This is a genomic window from Iodobacter fluviatilis (assembly GCF_004194535.1).
In the GTDB taxonomy this organism is placed as follows: Bacteria; Pseudomonadota; Gammaproteobacteria; order Burkholderiales; family Chitinibacteraceae; genus Iodobacter; species Iodobacter fluviatilis_A.
This window is the reverse complement of record NZ_CP025781.1, coordinates 2,639,017-2,656,938: the sequence shown is the minus strand read 5'-3', so window position 1 is coordinate 2,656,938 and position 17,922 is coordinate 2,639,017. Positions and strand designations below refer to the sequence as shown.

22 protein-coding genes are annotated in these 17,922 nt (G+C 47.9%); 7 read left to right on the top strand and 15 right to left on the bottom strand.

The window, feature by feature from the left end:
- Nucleotides 1–61 precede the first annotated feature (61 nt).
- Both C1H71_RS11905 and C1H71_RS11900 read right to left on the bottom strand, forming a co-directional pair.
- On the bottom strand, nucleotides 62–748 hold the full coding sequence (locus C1H71_RS11905; RefSeq protein WP_130106743.1) for an N-acetylmuramoyl-L-alanine amidase family protein: 687 nt from the start codon (nucleotides 746–748) through the stop codon (nucleotides 62–64).
- Complete coding sequence (locus C1H71_RS11900; protein ID WP_130106742.1) at nucleotides 723–1,064, bottom strand: hypothetical protein; 342 nt, start codon at nucleotides 1,062–1,064, stop codon at nucleotides 723–725. The genes C1H71_RS11905 and C1H71_RS11900 overlap by 26 nt, the downstream gene beginning before the upstream one ends.
- A gap of 384 nt (nucleotides 1,065–1,448) precedes the next feature.
- On the opposite strand from C1H71_RS11900, the gene C1H71_RS11895 reads away from it, so the two are divergent.
- The 3 genes from C1H71_RS11895 to C1H71_RS11885 all read left to right on the top strand — a co-directional run bounded on the left by C1H71_RS11895 (nucleotide 1,449) and on the right by C1H71_RS11885 (nucleotide 4,396).
- Nucleotides 1,449–2,768 carry a sodium-dependent transporter gene (locus C1H71_RS11895; RefSeq protein ID WP_130106741.1) on the top strand — a complete coding sequence of 440 codons (1,320 nt, stop codon included), beginning with the start codon at nucleotides 1,449–1,451 and terminating at the stop codon, nucleotides 2,766–2,768.
- Between the two features lie 72 nt (nucleotides 2,769–2,840).
- Complete coding sequence (tsaA, locus tag C1H71_RS11890; protein ID WP_130106740.1) at nucleotides 2,841–3,518, top strand: tRNA (N6-threonylcarbamoyladenosine(37)-N6)-methyltransferase TrmO; 678 nt, start codon at nucleotides 2,841–2,843, stop codon at nucleotides 3,516–3,518.
- Nucleotides 3,515–4,396 carry a patatin-like phospholipase family protein gene (locus tag C1H71_RS11885; RefSeq protein WP_130106739.1) on the top strand — a complete coding sequence of 294 codons (882 nt, stop codon included), beginning with the start codon at nucleotides 3,515–3,517 and terminating at the stop codon, nucleotides 4,394–4,396. Before tsaA ends, C1H71_RS11885 begins: the two co-directional genes overlap by 4 nt.
- Before the next feature lie 81 nt (nucleotides 4,397–4,477).
- On the opposite strand, the gene dinB is transcribed toward C1H71_RS11885, so the two are convergent.
- The 10 genes from dinB to rplM form a co-directional block, all read right to left on the bottom strand.
- Nucleotides 4,478–5,536: a DNA polymerase IV gene (gene dinB, locus C1H71_RS11880; RefSeq protein ID WP_130106738.1), complete on the bottom strand. Its 1,059-nt coding sequence runs from the start codon at nucleotides 5,534–5,536 to the stop codon at nucleotides 4,478–4,480.
- Nucleotides 5,537–5,602: 66 nt separating this feature from the next.
- On the bottom strand, nucleotides 5,603–6,679 hold the full coding sequence (locus C1H71_RS11875) for a hypothetical protein (RefSeq protein ID WP_130106737.1): 1,077 nt from the start codon (nucleotides 6,677–6,679) through the stop codon (nucleotides 5,603–5,605).
- An 81-nt stretch (nucleotides 6,680–6,760) separates the two neighbouring features.
- Entirely contained in the window at nucleotides 6,761–7,351 is a 591-nt protein-coding gene (locus C1H71_RS11870) for a malonic semialdehyde reductase (protein ID WP_130106736.1), read from the bottom strand.
- Nucleotides 7,348–8,844 (bottom strand): polyphosphate:AMP phosphotransferase, encoded by a 1,497-nt coding sequence (gene pap, locus C1H71_RS11865; protein ID WP_130106735.1) that lies wholly within the window; start codon nucleotides 8,842–8,844, stop codon nucleotides 7,348–7,350. Before pap ends, C1H71_RS11870 begins: the two co-directional genes overlap by 4 nt.
- 143 nt (nucleotides 8,845–8,987) lie before the next feature.
- Nucleotides 8,988–9,338: an iron-sulfur cluster insertion protein ErpA gene (erpA, locus tag C1H71_RS11860; protein ID WP_046352180.1), complete on the bottom strand. Its 351-nt coding sequence runs from the start codon at nucleotides 9,336–9,338 to the stop codon at nucleotides 8,988–8,990.
- A gap of 87 nt (nucleotides 9,339–9,425) precedes the next feature.
- Nucleotides 9,426–9,830: a bactofilin family protein gene (locus C1H71_RS11855; RefSeq protein WP_223145858.1), complete on the bottom strand. Its 405-nt coding sequence runs from the start codon at nucleotides 9,828–9,830 to the stop codon at nucleotides 9,426–9,428.
- A gap of 2 nt (nucleotides 9,831–9,832) precedes the next feature.
- Nucleotides 9,833–10,546 carry a DUF6776 family protein gene (locus C1H71_RS11850; protein ID WP_130106733.1) on the bottom strand — a complete coding sequence of 238 codons (714 nt, stop codon included), beginning with the start codon at nucleotides 10,544–10,546 and terminating at the stop codon, nucleotides 9,833–9,835.
- Nucleotides 10,547–11,575, bottom strand: coding sequence for an N-acetyl-gamma-glutamyl-phosphate reductase (argC, locus tag C1H71_RS11845; RefSeq protein ID WP_130106732.1), 1,029 nt, complete (start codon nucleotides 11,573–11,575; stop codon nucleotides 10,547–10,549).
- A 186-nt stretch (nucleotides 11,576–11,761) separates the two neighbouring features.
- Nucleotides 11,762–12,154, bottom strand: a complete 393-nt coding sequence (gene rpsI, locus C1H71_RS11840) for a 30S ribosomal protein S9 (protein WP_046352176.1) — start codon at nucleotides 12,152–12,154, stop codon at nucleotides 11,762–11,764.
- A 34-nt stretch (nucleotides 12,155–12,188) separates the two neighbouring features.
- Nucleotides 12,189–12,617: a 50S ribosomal protein L13 gene (gene rplM / locus C1H71_RS11835; protein WP_046352175.1), complete on the bottom strand. Its 429-nt coding sequence runs from the start codon at nucleotides 12,615–12,617 to the stop codon at nucleotides 12,189–12,191.
- Between the two features lie 339 nt (nucleotides 12,618–12,956).
- Here rplM and C1H71_RS11830 point away from each other — a divergent pair, with 339 nt between their 5' ends.
- Nucleotides 12,957–13,376 carry an OsmC family protein gene (locus C1H71_RS11830; RefSeq protein WP_130106731.1) on the top strand — a complete coding sequence of 140 codons (420 nt, stop codon included), beginning with the start codon at nucleotides 12,957–12,959 and terminating at the stop codon, nucleotides 13,374–13,376.
- Between the two features lie 28 nt (nucleotides 13,377–13,404).
- Here the strand turns inward: C1H71_RS11830 and C1H71_RS11825 are convergent, their stop codons facing one another.
- A complete protein-coding gene (locus C1H71_RS11825) occupies nucleotides 13,405–14,253 on the bottom strand; it encodes a formate/nitrite transporter family protein (RefSeq protein WP_130106730.1) in 849 nt (282 codons plus the stop codon).
- 128 nt (nucleotides 14,254–14,381) lie between these two features.
- Nucleotides 14,382–15,017: a 2-polyprenyl-3-methyl-6-methoxy-1,4-benzoquinone monooxygenase gene (gene coq7, locus C1H71_RS11820; protein ID WP_130106729.1), complete on the bottom strand. Its 636-nt coding sequence runs from the start codon at nucleotides 15,015–15,017 to the stop codon at nucleotides 14,382–14,384.
- 148 nt (nucleotides 15,018–15,165) lie between these two features.
- On the opposite strand from coq7, the gene C1H71_RS11815 reads away from it, so the two are divergent.
- The 3 genes from C1H71_RS11815 (at nucleotide 15,166) to C1H71_RS11805 (ending at nucleotide 17,188) form a co-directional block, all read left to right on the top strand.
- Nucleotides 15,166–15,735, top strand: coding sequence for a peptidylprolyl isomerase (locus tag C1H71_RS11815; protein ID WP_130106728.1), 570 nt, complete (start codon nucleotides 15,166–15,168; stop codon nucleotides 15,733–15,735).
- A gap of 104 nt (nucleotides 15,736–15,839) precedes the next feature.
- The gene (locus C1H71_RS11810; RefSeq protein WP_130106727.1) at nucleotides 15,840–16,343 is read left to right on the top strand and encodes a peptidylprolyl isomerase; all 504 of its coding nucleotides are present in this window, start codon (nucleotides 15,840–15,842) and stop codon (nucleotides 16,341–16,343) included.
- A 113-nt stretch (nucleotides 16,344–16,456) separates the two neighbouring features.
- Entirely contained in the window at nucleotides 16,457–17,188 is a 732-nt protein-coding gene (locus C1H71_RS11805) for a UDP-2,3-diacylglucosamine diphosphatase (protein WP_130106726.1), read from the top strand.
- A 4-nt stretch (nucleotides 17,189–17,192) separates the two neighbouring features.
- Here C1H71_RS11805 and C1H71_RS11800 read toward each other — a convergent pair whose 3' ends face one another.
- Nucleotides 17,193–17,909 carry a hypothetical protein gene (locus tag C1H71_RS11800; protein ID WP_130106725.1) on the bottom strand — a complete coding sequence of 239 codons (717 nt, stop codon included), beginning with the start codon at nucleotides 17,907–17,909 and terminating at the stop codon, nucleotides 17,193–17,195.
- Nucleotides 17,910–17,922 lie beyond the last annotated feature (13 nt).

Sequence of the window (17,922 nt, the reverse complement as noted above, 5' to 3'; positions counted from 1 at the left end):
AGGGATTTTAAACGATAGACCTACTTGTGTGCCAACCTTGCTCACACATTTCATAAATTAGTTACTTCAGGCAGGAAAGGCTATTCAAAATAGCTGCGGCCATCTGAGCTTGGGTGGCAGGCTCTTGCAGAGTCAGCGCTTCTGCACGGTTCACGATCACACCCGCTTCAAATAAAATAGCAGGCGTTTTCCCCAAGCGAACCACCACAAAATCAGCATCATAAATACCAAGCAGCGGATCAAGCTGAACGCGATCTTCACCAGCGACACCAGGAGCATGATGATTTGTTGGCTTAAAGCCCTTAGCCTGTAAAGATTGCGACATTGCCTGTGCACAAGCCAGTGAGCGGCCAAACTGGGCGCTCTGCGAATGCACGAATAAAGAATACCCACTAAACTGATCGGCATAACGCTGGCTTTTACCCGCCACATCCCATAACTGAAGATACTGCGGCTGTACAGAATCATGATGGATGGATATCAGTAAATCCGCCCCTGCCGCCGCTTGTACGCGCGCGCGTAATTCACGCATCTGCCCATCGCCATTAATCAGATTAACCTGGTGCCCAGCCGCCTGCAGCGTGCTTTGCACGCTACGGGCTAGCGCTAGGTTATAGTTGAACTCGCCCACACCATAAGCACTTATTGCGCCGGGTGCGGCCAAATGATGGCCGACATCCACGGCAATGGTGGCAGATTGCACCGAACAGGCATAACTAAAACTAAGCAGACTCAGTAGTAGCCGCATTCATTTTCTCAGCACGTTTAATAGCAATTTTCGGGCGCAGCACGTTCATCATCACTACATCACGCAACCACATCAACAGCAGTAGCCATACCACCAACACGCCACCATAAGCCATACTATTACTTTGAAAATTGGGCCAGATCGACGCCAAAAGTGGGTTAATCAAAAACTGCACGCTCCCAATGACTAACACCAATAAAACCAGCGTAGACATCGCACGTTCTTTTAAAAATGTACCGCGCAACAAAACACGCTGCTCCCAGCGGCTTAAACCATCGAGTTCAGGAACATTATCAGAGCGGAAATAAAAAGACATGGTTACCTCACAAAAGAGCGACTAGTGTCGCGTCTTGTTTCTACCTTGGCAAGTCAAACACACTAGATTCACGCCTTTTCACGATCTCAGGCAAGCTTGAGCTTCGTTCTGCCAGCAGCAATTGCAATTAGTAAAAATAAAAAATCACAAAAACAAACGAAAAGTCAAGTAACTATTCAATTAGGAAAAAAAATAACGAGTCAGGCTTAATATACAGTTACCCACTTAAATCATAAAAAGCCACAAGCCTTTATTGGTTTATTAAAGATAGCCATTCAGCAAATCCGCTTATTGATGCAATCTTTTCGAAATCTGTCTTTCAAAAAAATGACGGGGTATTCATATGTCCTTTTTTTCAGCAGTACCCATTTCGGAAAATGATCTATGTCTCGTGCAAATTGGGGTTCACGCCTCGGCTTTATTCTGGCCGCCTCCGGCTCTGCCGTTGGCCTTGGTGCCATCTGGAAGTTTCCTTATGTAGCAGGTAAAAATGGCGGCGGCGTGTTTCTGCTCGCCTACTTAGCATGCGTATTCACCGTTGGTATTGCCCTCCTTCTAGCAGAAATGGTGATTGGCCGCGCCGCCAACCGCTCTGCAACCACGGCATTTCGTGATTTAAAAGGCGGCTTATGGCCGTGGGCCGGACGTTTATCCGTGCTTTGTATTTTTATTGTGATGGCTTACTACAGCGTGGTTGGTGGCTGGGTGATTGCTTACATTGGTAAATCAATTACCGGTGAAGCTCTTGGGCATAGCACCACAGAACTAAGCTCCGCCTTCAGCAAATTTATTGCCGACCCTGCCAGCTCGCTCTTTTATACCGCACTATTTTTAGGGGTGACCGTTGCCGTTGTTTTAGGCGGAGTACAAAAAGGCATTGAGCGCATGAGCAAGGTACTGATGCCAGCGCTGTTTATCCTAATGCTAGTGCTAATTGCCCGCTCGCTTACCTTGCCTGGCGCATGGGAAGGGGTTCGCTACTTTATTACACCAGACTTTAGCAAACTGACTTCTGCCATGGTGGTAGATGCACTTGGGCTGGCGTTCTTTTCCTTATCACTGGGCATGGGAATTATTATTTCCTACGGCTCTTATGTAGATAAAGACACTAACTTGGCTGGCGCAACGCTCTGGATTTCTATCTTAGCCACCTTAGCCAGCGTACTCGCAGGCTTTATGGTCTTGCCTGCGGTATTTGCATTTGGGGTTGATCCAGCCGCTGGCCCAGGGCTGACTTTTATCACCATGCCCGCTATTTTTGCACAAATGCCATTTGGCCAAGCATGGGCGATTGCCTTCTTCTTGCTGCTGTTATTTGCCGCACTGACTTCATCAGTATCCATTGTTGAACCTATTGTCAGCTACTTTATTGATGAGTTTGGCTGGGAACGTCGCCGTGCGGCCTATATCACTACTGCGGCTGTTTTTATCGCCAGTATTCCAGCAGCACTATCCTTTGGCCCGATGGCAGAAACCAAACTATTTGGTAAAACGGCCTTTGACCTAATGGATTACGCAACGTCTAATATCATGATGCCTGCAGGCGGTATCTTGGTTGCCATTTTTGCAGGCTGGATCATCTGGCCTCGCATTCACAGCGAATTGCTCAGCAATGGTGGCGGACGCTGGATTCCAGCTTTCCGTGGTATTTGTGCCGTGATTGCACCAGTCATGATCGGCGTAATCTGGGTACATAATCTGTAAAGTCAGAAGTAAATTCACATATAATCTAGCGGGGCTTTAGCCCCGCTTTTTTTAATTTTTCGGAACACCTGCGTGAGTGGTTTTAACTTTCAGCCCATCGGCTATCTCGCAACTCCCTTTGCAGATAAATTTGGCATTCCACGCCAGCCCAACCTTGCTCCTCATGCACAAGGTGTACTCAAGCTACTTTCCCCCTATAACCGAGCCGAAGCGGTGCGAGGCTTAGAAGCGTTTTCGCACGTCTGGCTTACTTTTGTGTTTCACCAAAGCGCCAGCGACTGGAAACCAACGGTCCGCCCACCACGGCTGGGTGGCAATACGCGGATCGGTGTTTTTGCCAGCCGCTCACCGTTTCGACCTAACCCAATTGGCTTATCTTTAGTTGAGCTGATTAAAATTGACACAGATTCTGGCGTTGCCCTGACATTTAAAGGGATTGATTTAGTCGATGGCACGCCCATCTTAGATATCAAGCCCTATATTCCTTACGCAGAAAGTATTCCCACTGCGCGTGGCGGCTTTGCAGGCAGCCCACCGCCAGAGCTGGCGGTGATATTTAGCCCTGAAGCCGAATCCCGCTTAAAACCAGAGCTACGCGCGCTCATTGAAGACGTTTTAAAACAAGACCCACGCCCAGCCTACGCCAATGATGCAGAGCGCATCTATGGCGTAAGGCTTTATCAATATGATGTGAAGTGGCGCTGCGACGGGCAAACTACCTACGTCATCGCCCTGGAGAAAGTTGCATGAAGAAGTTACTAAGCAGCCTGATCACACTGAGCTTTTTGGCAGCTTGCACGACCAACCCTCCCCCTGCCCCCAAACCCCTACCCAAACTAAAAATTGGCCTGGCGCTTGGGGGAGGAGCGGCCAAAGGCTTTGCCCATATTGGGGTAATTAAAATGCTCGAAGCCAACGGTATTGTGCCAGACGTGGTTTCGGGCACCAGTGCGGGTAGCGTGGTTGGCGCTCTTTACGCATCAGGCATGGATGGCTTTACCCTGCAAGAGCGCGCTTTTGGCCTAGATGAATCACAAATCCGCGATATCAGCCTGCTTTCAGGCGGCTTAGTCAAAGGGCAGAAACTACAAGATTACGTTAATAAGTTAGTCGATAATCGCCCCTTAGATAAGCTCAACAAACCCTTTGCAGCGGTTGCTACAGAACTAGATACCGGTACACGGATTTCTTTTGCACGCGGTAATACCGGGCAGGCGGTGCGCGCATCATCCAGCATTCCAGGCGTATTTGAACCAGTGATGATCAGCGGACGACGCTATGTAGATGGAGGCGTCATTAGCCCCGTACCGGTTGATGCCGCTAAAGAACTTGGGGCGGATTTTATTATTGCCGTCGATATTTCATCAAAAGCCAACGGTAAAAACACGCCCAGTAATATGTTTGGCATCGTCAATCAAGCCGTAATGATTATGGGGCAGAAACTAGGCGAGCAAGAAATGATCCGCGCCGACGTGGTCCTGCGCCCTAAAGTCGGAAAAATTGGTCCAGCAGACTTTGATCAGAAAAACGTGGCCATTTTAGAAGGCGAAAAAGCCGCACTGGCTTCTATTTCTGACATCAAACAAAAAATGCTAGAAAAACAAAAAGCACTGGCGCTAAGTAAGTAAGCTCGCCTCTACCGTACAACAGGCCGTGCAGAAAAGTGATTTTCTTCGCGGCCTTTCCTTTTTTAACATCCACTCACCCAGCTAAGGCCACAGGCAAAGCTGCTCGGGCTGCAACCTTTCCTCCTCAAATCTTGCCCCAACCCCCAGTAGGCGCACTGGCTTTTTACCACGCTCAAAGCCCTCAGCCAATAACAGCCCAAATGTTTCTATCGAAGGATGCAGGCAAACGCACTCGACCGTGGTTTGGCTAAAATCATTAAATTTTATTTTTACAAAGGCCTTATGCTGACGATCGCCACTGGCACGCTGCATACGCAGCTGCCAATCACTCACTAAAGCGGGCAAAGCTTGGTAGCAGGCCGCTAAATCAGGCAGATCATGATTAAACGTGTTTTCTACAGAGAGTGATTTTCGCCGCTCATCAGCAGCAACTGGGCGCAAATCAACGCCTCGGCACTGCTCAAATAGCTGGCTACCAAATTTACCAAACTCACGCAGTAATCGCTCTAATGGCCAAGCCTGTAAATCGGCACAGCAGTGTGCGCCCTGCCTTGCTAACCGAGCAGCCGTTACCTTGCCAACACCCCATAGTTTTTTCAGCGGCAGACTCAGCATAAAAGCATCAATATCTTGAGGGCGGATCACAAACTGGCCGTTGGGCTTGTGCCAATCACTGGCAATTTTAGCCAACAGTTTATTAGGCGCTATCCCTGCGCTGGCGGTGATGCCCACTTCGGCAGCAATACGCTTACGAATCTCTAGTGCCATTCTAGAAGCGCTGCCTTGGCAGTTGGATAGGCCCGTTACGTCTAAGTAGGCTTCATCTAAAGACAAAGGCTCGATTCTATCGGTGTAATCTGCAAAGATGCTTCGCATGGCCTGCGATGCGGCACGGTAGCGGGGGAAATCAGGAGGAAGCAAAACTAAATTTGGGCAGGCTTGCTGCGCCCGATAAGTGGACATCGCCGAATGCACGCCAAACTCACGCGCTGGATAGTTACAAGTTGCAATCACGCCACGCCGATCGGCGGCTCCACCAATAGCAAGCGGCACATCGCGCAAAGCTGGCTGATCGCGCATTTCTACCGCAGCGTAAAAGCAATCGCAATCAATATGGATAATCTTGCGCTGAGCGTACACGGCATAATCCAAGGGGAATCTGTGCCATTATTGTACGATCGTTCTATAAAAATGTCAGCATGATCATCATTGATGCTGATGTAAGGCTAATAGATCAAAGAGCTCAGGCTCAAAATACTCGCCTTTTTCATCCCAATGCCGCAATTGAAAAGCGAGCTTTTCTAAGGAAATCTGCCCAACAGCAAAGCGATCACGCGTTCTTTTAAGCTGTTGTGCCTGGCCTAGATAAAAAGCGCGCCGGTCTTCTACTTCTTTTCTTTCCCGCTGATGCGCCCCGCGTGATAAATGCAGCCAAATGACTAAGGGCGCGGCTGCCCACCACCACTCCATAAATAAACAAATCAAGGCCAATAGGGCCAAGCCTATATACCAACACTGATCTGCAAATTCAAAATTTGGCAGCCAATTAGATAAAGAAGGCCAACGGCGCTTTAGTAAAGAAGCGGTCAGTTGATCGTCTAGTGCATCATGTTTTTTACGTGCCAACCCCGTATCCAATGCCAGCGTGACGTACCACTGTGAAATCAACGGGCAATACAACCAAGGAGAAGCAAGATAGCGCTGCATATGCTCGCTTAACTGCACTCGAAAGGCTTCGCTAAGCAAGGGGGGCACGCTGTCATTTTGTGATTCGCCATGCGCATGCTCAACCAGCAAAGGGTAACCGGCCACATCGGTCAACTCACGACGGCGATTAGACAATAAATCAGGTGCGAGTGCTAAGTCAGGGTGATCAAGGCGAACATAATGAAACAGCAGTTTTTCCATCATAGAGAAATCTGGCGTCTTACCCTGCTCATTTTTGAGTTGATTGCGTAACCGTGCGACTTCCTCGGTGATGGCAGCCCCAATTGGCGCAGCTTCTGGCACCCATGCAAAACGTAATAGGTTTTCTGCCTTATAAAAGGCTTCTTCGTATTGACGGGCATAGCCGTCGTAATACATGCCCATTGCTTCAGCATCACGCGTTTTATCGCCAGTTAATAAAGGCGGAGTAGGGGGAGAACGCTTTAAATCCAAACAAATGCGATTTGCATTCGTTTCCAGCTCTGGCGCAACTCCTGCCCGGGCAAATAGCGGATCAAGCTCGCGCTTTTTTTGCCTAGCCTGCTCCAACGCTTTCCAAACACCCCATTCCGCCATTATTTTCCTCATGCTTAATTACATCATTATCAAAAAAAAATTAAAGTCGTGATCACTCACGCCCCGTTAGGCTTTTCAGCATTACTCAATTCGGCAAGCCTGTGCAAAATCTAAACGTGGATTTCTTGGATATAGCTGAGTCTTATCCCCATAGCCTAAATTAATTAAGAAATTAGCGCGCCACTGACTACCGGCAAAAAATATCTCATCTACTTTCGCTTGATCAAAACCTGACATTGGGCCGCAGTCTAAACCTAATGCACGCGCCGCCATAATTAAATAAGCACCTTGCAAACTGCCATTTCTTTGCACCGTGCTATTTATTGCCGCTTCATTACCAGCAAACCAGCTTTTGGCATCTGCTTGTGGGAACAGCGAGGGAAGTTGTTCATAAAACTCTAAATCATGCGCTACGATCACGGTAACAGGTGCCGACATGGTTTTTTCAACATTGCCTTCACTCAAGCTTGGCTTTAATTTCGCTTTTGCCTCTGGCGATTTAACAAAAATAAACCGTGCAGGCGCTGCATTGGCTGAAGTAGGCGCCCACTTTAGTAAATCATATAACTGCTGCAATATTTCATCACTCACCGGCTTATCTTGCCAAGCATTGTGAGTGCGAGCTTCGGTAAATAATTGTGCGCATGCTTTTGCATCGATACTCAAAGTCATCGTTTTTTATCCTTGCGTTGTAAGCGAGACTCTAAAGCCTCACAGAGTTTTTCTAAAATACTGATACGGGCTTGATATTTATTATTGGCCCCAATCATGTGCCAAGGCGCACTCAAGGTATTGGTACGATCAATCATATCGCTAGCAGCCACGATATATTCATCCCATTTATCGCGATTACGCCAATCCTCATCAGTGATTTTAAAACGTTTAAATTCAATTTTTTCGCGCTCTTCAAAACGCTTTAATTGCTCATCTTTACTAATAGCTAACCAGAATTTCAGCACAATGCTGTTCGCGGCATCTAGCTCGGCTTCGAAATCGTTAATTTCGTTATACGCACGCATCCAATCGGCCCGAGCTGCAAAGCCCTCTACCCGCTCCACCAATACGCGGCCATACCATGAGCGATCAAAAATAGTCATGCGCCCATGCTGCGGAACATGCCGCCAAAAACGCCACAAATAGGGCTGAGCACGTTCTTCCTCAGTAGGCGCGGCAATCGGAATTACTCGATACTGCCTTGCATCCAAGGCGGCAGTGATACGCCGAATACTGCCCCCTTTACCAGCAGCATCCATGCCTTCAAACACCAACGTGACCGACATTTGTTTAAATTTAGGGTGCCGGGTTAATAGATTTAAGCGCCCTTGCAAATCCTCTAATTTTTTTGTGTATTCAGCCTTACTTAGATTACTGCCTAATTCTAATTTATCAAGTAATCGCAACCCATCGATTGAGGGTAAGAGTGGCGCAGCTTCAACACGCTTTTGCATTTGTGTGCCACGCTCTAAATGATGCTTGATTGCTTCTTCAACTTGCTTTCCCACCGTTAGCGAGCGGTAGTTTGCGTCGGAGCCTTCAATCACTCGCCATGGCGCATCGGCCAGATTAGAGCGCATTACCATCGCCAACTGCGCCTTCATAATCTGATCGTAATACTTTAAAAATTGCCGATCTTGCTCAGTCACCCGCCACGCGGTGCGATCGTCAGCTTCTAGCTTTTTAATACGCTTTTTCAACTCGTCCTTGGGAAGGTGTAACCAAAACTTCAGCAGCAATACGCCTTCATCAGCAAGCATTTTTTCAAAACGCGCAATGCGTTCTACCTCATGCTCAAACTGCCCAGAGTAAGCCTCTTGCAAGTAATCCCACATCGGCCCCGCATACCAGCCACCAAACATCAGCGCAATTTTTCCCTTAGGCGGCAGTGCTCGCCAAAAGCGCCACATTGCAGGTCTTGCTAGCTCTTCATCACTTTTTACCCCAAAGGCATGACTTTCAATCAACCGAGGATCTAGCCACTCCAGTAATAAATTAGCCGTTTCTGCCTTACCCGCAGTGGGCACGCCTCCCAATAGAATCACCACAGGGAAATTAGCCTGCTCTTTCAATTGATATTGCACGGCGAGCAACGCTTCGCGCAATAAAGGCTCTTGCTCTTTATAAACGACTTTATCTACTTTATGGCCTAACTGTGCAGATTCAAACATAGCCTAACCCCTGAGTTGAGTAAGCTCATTATCAGTCAGGAGTACGGAACTACACCAGCCCCAATATGACTTAACCTAAACCAGCGAACTACAGACGAAAAAAAAGGAAGCAAGCTTCCCTTTTTGCACCGCCACAAAGCGATTTAAACCGAAAATGAAGAACCACATCCACAGGTAGTCGATGCATTCGGGTTTTTGATGGTGAACTGCGAGCCCTCAAGGCTTTCCACGTAATCAATCTCAGCACCTACCAAGTATTGATAGCTCATTGGATCAACCAGCAGAGTCACACCGTTTTTTTCGACGGGGGTATCGTCTTCATTGGTGATTTCGTCAAAAGTAAAACCATACTGGAAGCCAGAACAGCCGCCGCCGGTTACAAATACACGAAGTTTAAGATCCGGATTGCCTTCTTCGATAATCAGATCGCGCACTTTTTCCGCAGCAGAATCAGTGAAAACAAAGGGGATTGGCATGTCGGTCACAGTGTTCATGGGACACTCCAAAAAATAGTTGACTAAAAGGATAAGGTATTATCTACCGTGCAAGCCACAGCGGTCAATCTTGGCTAGTGGTAACGGTCAATCTTTCAGTGTAGCCACACTAGCTAGCTCGACTTCCTCACGCTGGCCATTGCTTAAATATAGCAATTTGCCCTCGATCATCGCACCAGCGTGCATTTCTAATGTTTTATAACTTAAGTCGCCAATAATGCGCGCCTTGGCTTGTAATTCAACGTACTGAGTGACTTCTATCGGCCCAATAATTGCTCCATTATGGATAAGATGAGAGCACTGCACGCTTCCTTCAATACGTGCTTTTTCACTGACTACCAAAGTACCATTTTTAGCGTCACTCGCTGAAACACGGCCAAGCACCGTACCATCAATTCTTAAGCCGCCAGTAAAACTAATATCGCCGGTCACCGTTGTGCCTTGGCCGATCAGGCTATCAATTTTGGTCGAGCCTTTTTTATTTTTAAACACGATCATCCTCCTTTCTTTTGGCAGCTGGCAATCGCCTGCTTATTACTATCGGTAAATACACGCGCTTCAAATACTTGTGGCACTGCGCCAACCGGCAAAGTGAGCTCGCCTTCTTGCCGCAAATAATGACTAAACTTTACAGTTAAAGGCTCAATCTGCTGGCTCTGACGTTTACCGTGCTCTTGAAACTGCACACTCGCTTGCAAGCGGCCAGCAAACTCAGTGCTACGATCCATACCCTGCACTAATAAGAGTCGATAGCGCCAACGCCCAGCTCCTACAGATTGCAACTCACATGCGCTAAAGCTAACCGCTCGACTACGATCATTGCTTTGCAATAGCGATTCAAAAAAAGCCAAGGTTTCTTGCTTGCCCGCCAACTCGCCTTGAGCCGCGGTCAATGCTTGTAGCAAGCCATTACGCTCGCCTTGCCCTACTTTAATTTGCTGCTCTAGCAACTGCTGTTTGGCCTGCACCGCGCCCAGTTGCTCGGATTGACTAGCTAAACGTTGCACTTTTTCGGCAGCGCTAAGCGCATTACGATTCAATGCATATTGGAAGCCTAAATAGCCCCCCAAACCCAAGAGCGAAGCGCTAATACAGAGCAAGAAAAAAATACGCAGTAAGCGACCACGCCAACCTATTACCGGCTGCAGCGACAAAGGCGCGGCGGTGAGCCGAGCTCGTTGTAAACGATAAAAACGTTTAATAGGCACTTAAGGCAGTAATGGAACGATGTCGAGACCCATACTTTCAGGTAGATCGAACAAGATATTCATATTCTGCACGGCCTGGCCTGCAGCACCTTTCACAAGGTTATCGATTGCAGACAAGACCACCACAGTATCTCCCCCCTGTGGGCGATGCACCGCTATCCGGCAAGTATTTGCACCGCGTACTGAGCGTGTTTCTGGATGCGAGCCCGCAGGCAACACATCCACAAAGGCTTCATTTTGATAACGCAGCTCAAACAAGGCTTGCAGATCAACGTCTTTAGTGAGCTTTGCATAGAGGGTAGCGTGAATGCCACGAATCAACGGCGTTAAATGCGGAACAAAAGTTAAATCTACCGAAGCCCCTGCTGCACGTGCTAAACCTTGGCGAATTTCCGGCAAATGCCGATGCCCAGCCACGCCATAGGCTTTAAAATTGTCCCCAGCCTCAGCAAATAAAGAGCCTACTTCGGCTTTACGCCCGGCGCCCGATACTCCAGACTTGCAATCAGCAATCAGGCTAGTCGTATCAATCACACCCGCCTCAATCAGCGGTAAAAAGCCAAGCTGCACGGCCGTTGGGTAACAACCAGGATTAGCAATTAAGCGAGCGCCTTTGATTGCAGCACGGTTGATTTCTGGCAAGCCATAGACGGCTTCTTCAACTAACTCTGGCGAGGCATGCTGCATGCCATACCATTTAGACCATTCGGCAAGATCTTTAATACGGTAATCTGCCGCCAGATCAATCACTTTAACACCAGCATCTAGCAGCTCACGCGCTTGCTGCATGGCAATGCCATTGGGGGTGGCAAAGAACACAACATCGCACTCAGTAAGGCGGGCTTCTTCAGGCGTAGAGAAGACCAAATCGACCCAGCCACGCAGGCTTGAGTACATTTCGGCCACTTTCATACCGGCTTCTTTACGTGAAGTCACGGCTTGTAAGCTCACACCCGAATGACGGGCCAGCAAGCGTAGTAGCTCTACACCGGTATAACCCGTACCACCAACAATCCCCACCTTAATCATGTTTTGTCGTCTCTTTTGCTAGATTTGGCAAATACAGGCTGTATTTGCCCGATACAAGGGAATATAAAGCCGAACCTGTAAGCGCGTCTAGTTTGTAAGTGAATTTGTTTTAGAATAAAATTTCTAAACAGTACAAAACACAAAAGCCACCCGAGGGTGGCTTTTGTAGAAAGCAGTACCAGCGAATTAACGCTTGGAGAACTGTTTGCGACGACGAGCGCCGTGCAGACCCACTTTCTTACGTTCAACTTCACGAGCATCGCGAGTAACAAGACCTGCTGCTTTGAGGCTGCCTTTAAGAGCTGCATCAAATTCAATCAGAGCACGAGTTACACCGTGACGGATCGCACCGGCTTGGCCGGTTTCACCACCACCAACAACATTAACCATAATGTCGAAGGATTCGAGGTTTGCGGTCAATTCTAGAGGCTGGCGAACGACCATGCGACTAGTTTCGCGAGGAAAGTAAGAATCAACCGGCTTGCCGTTGACTATGATATTGCCGCTACCCTTGGCTACGAACACACGAGCAACTGCGCTCTTGCGACGGCCGGTACCGTAATAGTATTTACCTACCATGATACAAATTCCTTAGTAGAAAACGCGTTAACGCTTAGATAGAAAAGGCTTTAGGCTGTTGCGCGGTATGCGGATGTTCGCTACCTGCATAAACCTTCATCTTTTTGATCATAGCGTAGCCGAGAGGACCCTTTGGAAGCATGCCCTTAACAGCCATTTCTAGCACGCGACCCGGGAATTTTTCTTGCATCTCGGAAAAGGTGCGCTGGTAAATACCACCTGGGTGACCAGTATGGCGGTAGTAAATTTTATCTGTTGCTTTGTTGCCGGTTACGCGGATCTTGTCTGCGTTCACCACCACGATGTGGTCACCACAGTCTACGTGAGGGGTGTACTCGGCTTTGTGCTTGCCACGCAGGCGTTTAGCGACTTCAGCCGCGAGACGACCGAGAACCATATCGGTAGCATCAACAACGAACCACTCGCGCTTAACTTCGTGCGGCTTGGCAGAAAAGGTTTTCATGACTGCTCTTCCACGTTACGATTTTGAGAAAGTCGCGGATTTTATCTGAATCCGCATTCACTTGTCAAATCTGGTGACGTGCCATTTTGAAAATATGTTCCAAAATTGACCACGTCTAAAAAAAACGCAACCCAATTGGATTGCGTGAAATCCCACCAAAATGGAGGATGGAGGAGACAACAACAAAGTAAAAAACACTCTGATGTTAGGCGCATTATCGCGTGAGACAGAAAGCATGACAAGACATTTTTGTAATGCAAAAGACTAAGTGTCGCAATTTGCATGCAGCAAATGAGATGAATCATGCGTTAAAATCCCCGCTAATAAAGGGAGAAGCACATGAAAGTACGCGTGAAATGGGTAGAAGAAGTGAGCTTTTTAGCACAGTCTGAATCGGGTCATTCGGTACTAATGGATGGCCCTCCAGCGGGTGGGGGCCGCAATTTAGGCCCAAGACCGATGGAAATGGTGCTGATGGGCACGGCAGGATGCTCGACCTACGATGTGATCCATATCTTAAAGAAGAGCCGTGCCGATGTTAGGGACTGCGTAGTAGACGTTGATGCAGAGCGCGCAGAAACCGAGCCTAAAGTGTTTACTAAAATTCATTTACATTACACCGTTACTGGCAAAGGTTTAAAGCCAGAACAAGTGGAAAGAGCCATCAAGCTTTCTGCTGAAAAATATTGCTCGGCCTCGATTATGCTAGCAAAAAGTGTGCTGATTACACACGATTTTGAAATACTTGAAGCTGCATAAAAAAACGCGCCATTGGCGCGTTTTTTTCTTAATGACCTGCGTCTATTCTTTTAACAAGAGACTGTATTTTTTCAGGCTCGGTATTTCTTTCAGATTTGGTATATAGCCACACATAGGGCAAACCGACAAAAATAGCCCCGCCAACTAAATTCCCCAAGGTAACGGGCACTAAGTTAGCTATGAAAAAGTGGCTCCAAGTCACATCAAAACCCGCCAACATCGCCGCAGGAATAAAGAACATATTTGCAATACTGTGCTCCATGCCTAAAGCCACAAAGCCCATCACCGGCAGCCAAATCCCCACCATCCTGCCTAAAGTATCTTTAGCCGAATAACCTTGCCACGTTGCAATACAGACCAAAAGATTAGCTAACACCCCGCGCATAAAGCTCACCATAAAGGGGTTTTCTAATTTGTGGTGCGCCATACTCAGCAGATATTGAGTCCACGGCTGATCAGGGGTAAATAGATCGGTAGCGCTGGTGTAAGCCCATGCTGCAAAGCATGCGCCCATAAAATTACCTAAATAGGAAACACACCAAACACGCACAACCGTTTTAGGGCTGACATTTTTACGCCATAAAGCCACCACTTGCGTAGCGCAATTAGATGTAAATAAATCAGTACCAGTTAACACCACCGCAATAAACCCCAGTGGGAAAACGGCGCCAAACAACAGTTTAACCAGCCCAGGATTACTTGCTTGCAGAGCAGGTGAGCCCCCCGCAACCACTAAGGCTAACAGGCCGCCCAGCCCGATATACACGCCTCCCATAATGGCCATCACCAGCAATCTGGAAAAAGGTAGTGCAGCTTTCTCTGACGCAGCGTGATCGACATAATCAACAACCTGTGCAGGTGAATTCATTTCCGACATAAATAGCCCCAAATAACGTAATAACGTGAATCGTTAATCAGCGTTATATCTGTAAGCCTAGCTACAAATCTGTAAACTATTTACTCGTCATACACCCTATTTAAACTTGCTCTGATTTAGCGCAAATTTTAGACACGATAAGAAAGTGAAGTCATCACAATTGAGCTGAGTTGCATCGCTTTTGCTATCGGAAATGGCAGCGCTGCCGCACCTAGCTCTTCGGCTTTTTCGGCATGATGCGTTTCATCAATATGCATTTGCGCCACAATCGCGCGGCTTTTTGCGTCTTGTTCTGGTAGCTGGCTCAGATGCGATTGCAAGTGTTCTGCAACTTGGCGCTCAGTTTCAGCCAAAAAGCCCAGATTCCACTTGTCCCCGATCACCCCCGCTGCAATCCCAATCGCCAACGAGCCGGCGTACCACAGTGGGTTGAGCAAGCTTTTATGGCTACCTAAATCAGCAATCCTTGCCTCAGTCCAAGCCAGATGCTCAACTTCTTCGTGTGCCGCTTCACGCAGTGCATCACGGGTAGCAGGATTACGCGCGGTGAGGGCTTGGCCTTGATAAAGTGCTTGAGCGCACACCTCGCCACAATGATTAACCCGCATCAAACCCGCAGCATGTTGCTTATCTGCAGCGCTCATTTCCAACTCGGCAACGCTGGCATCAGGATGAGGGCGCTCGCTCTGTGCAGACGCGGCTAGGGTTCTAAGCACGGTATCAAATTCAGAAATAAACTGATCGATTGAAGGTAATTTCAGCATGGTGGACACTATCCTTGGAATATTGTGATTTTACCCCAGAAAAGCCGCAGATACCGAGCACAGCAAAGACCGGCTTGGCTTGCTGAGGGAGAAGGTCTGCTATAATTGCCCCGAATTTTCACCTCAATCCTTTTTGCAGGAATGCACGATGAAACGTTTTATTATTGCAACGAGCCTTGTCTTAGCTAGCCTGAGCGTATTTGCCGCGAATCCACAGGTAGAATTGATCACGTCAAAAGGTAAGGTCGTGATTGAGCTTTATCCCGAAAAAGCCCCACTTACCGTGGCAAATTTTTTGCAATACGTTAAAGATAAACAATACGACGGCACTATTTTTCACCGTGTAATTAAAGATTTTATGATTCAAGGTGGTGGCATGAACGACAAAATGGCTGAAAAGCCAACGCGCCCACCGGTTAAAAATGAAGCCAAAATTGCTTTTGAAAAAGGCTTGAAAAATGATCGCGGCACCATTGCTATGGCCAGAACTGCCGATCCTGACTCCGCCAGCGCACAATTTTTTATTAACTCGAAGAACAACGATTTTTTAAACTACCCAAGCCGTGATGGCTTTGGCTACACCGTATTTGGCAAAGTCATTTCTGGCTTGCCTGTGGTTGATCAAATCAACGTTAGTCCAACTGCGCCAGGTGATGTACCGATTAATACCATTACCATTCAATCTGTACGCGAACTTGGCAAAAAGTCAGACAAATAATTTTTCTAGCGCATCTGATTTCAGTGATTTTGGCTTTAATTGAAACCATTTATTTATTTCTCATTCAAACTTAACCAGAATGATTACTCAAAAGGAAAAACACCATGAGCAATGTAAAACTCACTACCACTTTTGGCGATATCATCGTTGAACTGAACGCAGAAAAAGCACCGCTAACCGTTGCTAACTTCTTGCAATACGTTGAAGAAGGCCATTACGACGGCACGATTTTCCACCGCATTATTGATGGCTTCATGGTGCAGGGCGGTGGTTTTGCGCCAGGTATGGACGAAAAGAAAGAAGGGCGTGCTCCAATCAAAAACGAAGCCGCCAATGGTCTAAAAAACGACGCTTACACACTAGCAATGGCACGCACTCCAGATCCACACTCCGCTTCTTCACAATTTTTTATCAACGTTGCTAATAACGATTTCCTAAATTATCAGAGCGCTACCGCACAAGGCTTTGGCTACTGCGTATTTGCTAAGGTTATCGAAGGCAAGGAAGTGGTTGATCAGCTAAAAAATGTTAAAACTGGCAGCAAAGGCTTTCACCAAGATGTGCCTAAAGAAGATGTCATGATCATTAAGGCTGAAATTTTAGCTTAATGTTTATAGGCTCTGTTGACCTTGTTAAGAGTACATCAAGCGTTAACAGAGCCTAAGTACCAGCCCAAGCCTGCTCCTCCCGCCCAATGGGCACACAGACCCCGCCCATATCTATGCCTTCTCCCATTTTATTTATCTCTGATCTGCATTTGTCACCGGAAGACCCGGCCACAACAGCGGCTTTTCATGCCTTTTTACAAGGCCCAGCAATGCATGCCAGCGCGCTGTATATCTTGGGCGATTTATTTGAATTTTGGATCGGTGACGATAGCTTAGATGAAGTATTTAATGCCGAAATTGTTGCGGCGATCGCCCAATTGGCCAAGCAAGGCGTCAACATTTTTTTTGTCGCCGGCAATCGTGATTTTTTACCGGGCCAGCGCTTTGCATCGGCTGCCGGGCTTACCCTATTAGCGGATCCCAGCCTCATTGATCTGAACGGGCAAGCCGTACTCATCAGCCACGGCGACGCACTATGCACCGACGATCTGGCTTACCAGCGCTTTCGCCGCATCGTCAGGCACCCAGTGGTGCAAACCCTATTTTTGGCACTGCCACGCCGCTGGCGGCAAGGTCAGGTCGAAAAACTACGCCAGCGCTCTAAAGCATCCAATCAAATGAAGCGCAGCGAAGTGATGGATGTCAACGCACAAGCGGTAGAACAACTGATGGCGCAGCACCACGTTCAAACACTGATTCATGGTCATACGCATCGCCCAGCCATGCACATACTCCCGCAAGGGCAACGCTGGGTCATTCCCGACTGGTATCAGGGACAAGGCGGCTATTTAAAGCTTAAGAATAACAATATCAGCATGCATCAGCTTGATGGTTCACCATTTTAATAGCTTAATCTGCATCAACCTTAAGCCACACCTGATATTGCCTCTGCCCTTTAGACTGCGAGCCTGTTGTGGCTTGTATGGTCTCGCCAGCCAATACCCACTCACCCAATCGGGCAGAAAGATCGCTGCTCATCCGGTGTATGACCACACTATCATCACGCTCAAACCGACTGCTTTTTGGAAAAATACGTAAGTGAATGGTATCTCCCACTAAACGAGGCTCTGCCCAAAAACCACTCGCAGCCGTTTGCCACTCCCCCACAAAGCCTGAGCGCCAAGCCGGTACAAAGCGCTCACTTCCCAGCTCTATCAAGGCTCGGCCACCATCCATCACGCGCAGGGTTTGCAAAGACTGCTGAGAAGATGCCTGATCATCAGCAGAAATTTGTACTCCGCCTCTTATTCCCTGATGAGAGATCACCGCCCGCCCATCCAGTACCCATTGTGCGGATGATGTGCCATCCCGCTGCTGCACGCTAATTTGCAAACGGCGGCTGGGCTGATCCAGCTTGCGCGCCATCGCTGCAATTCGATCAAAACTGGCCTGATCCGCGGCCCGAATCAATAATTGCCCTTGAATCCCTTGGATTGATGCGTCAGGAAAAGCCTCACGTAATATAGGCACAAGTTGATCCGGCACTTGATGCTGTAAGACCAGCGTATCTAGCTGATCAGCAAATGCGAGAGATGACAATACACAAGTCAGTAAGAAAAAACGCATAAGCCTTCCTCAC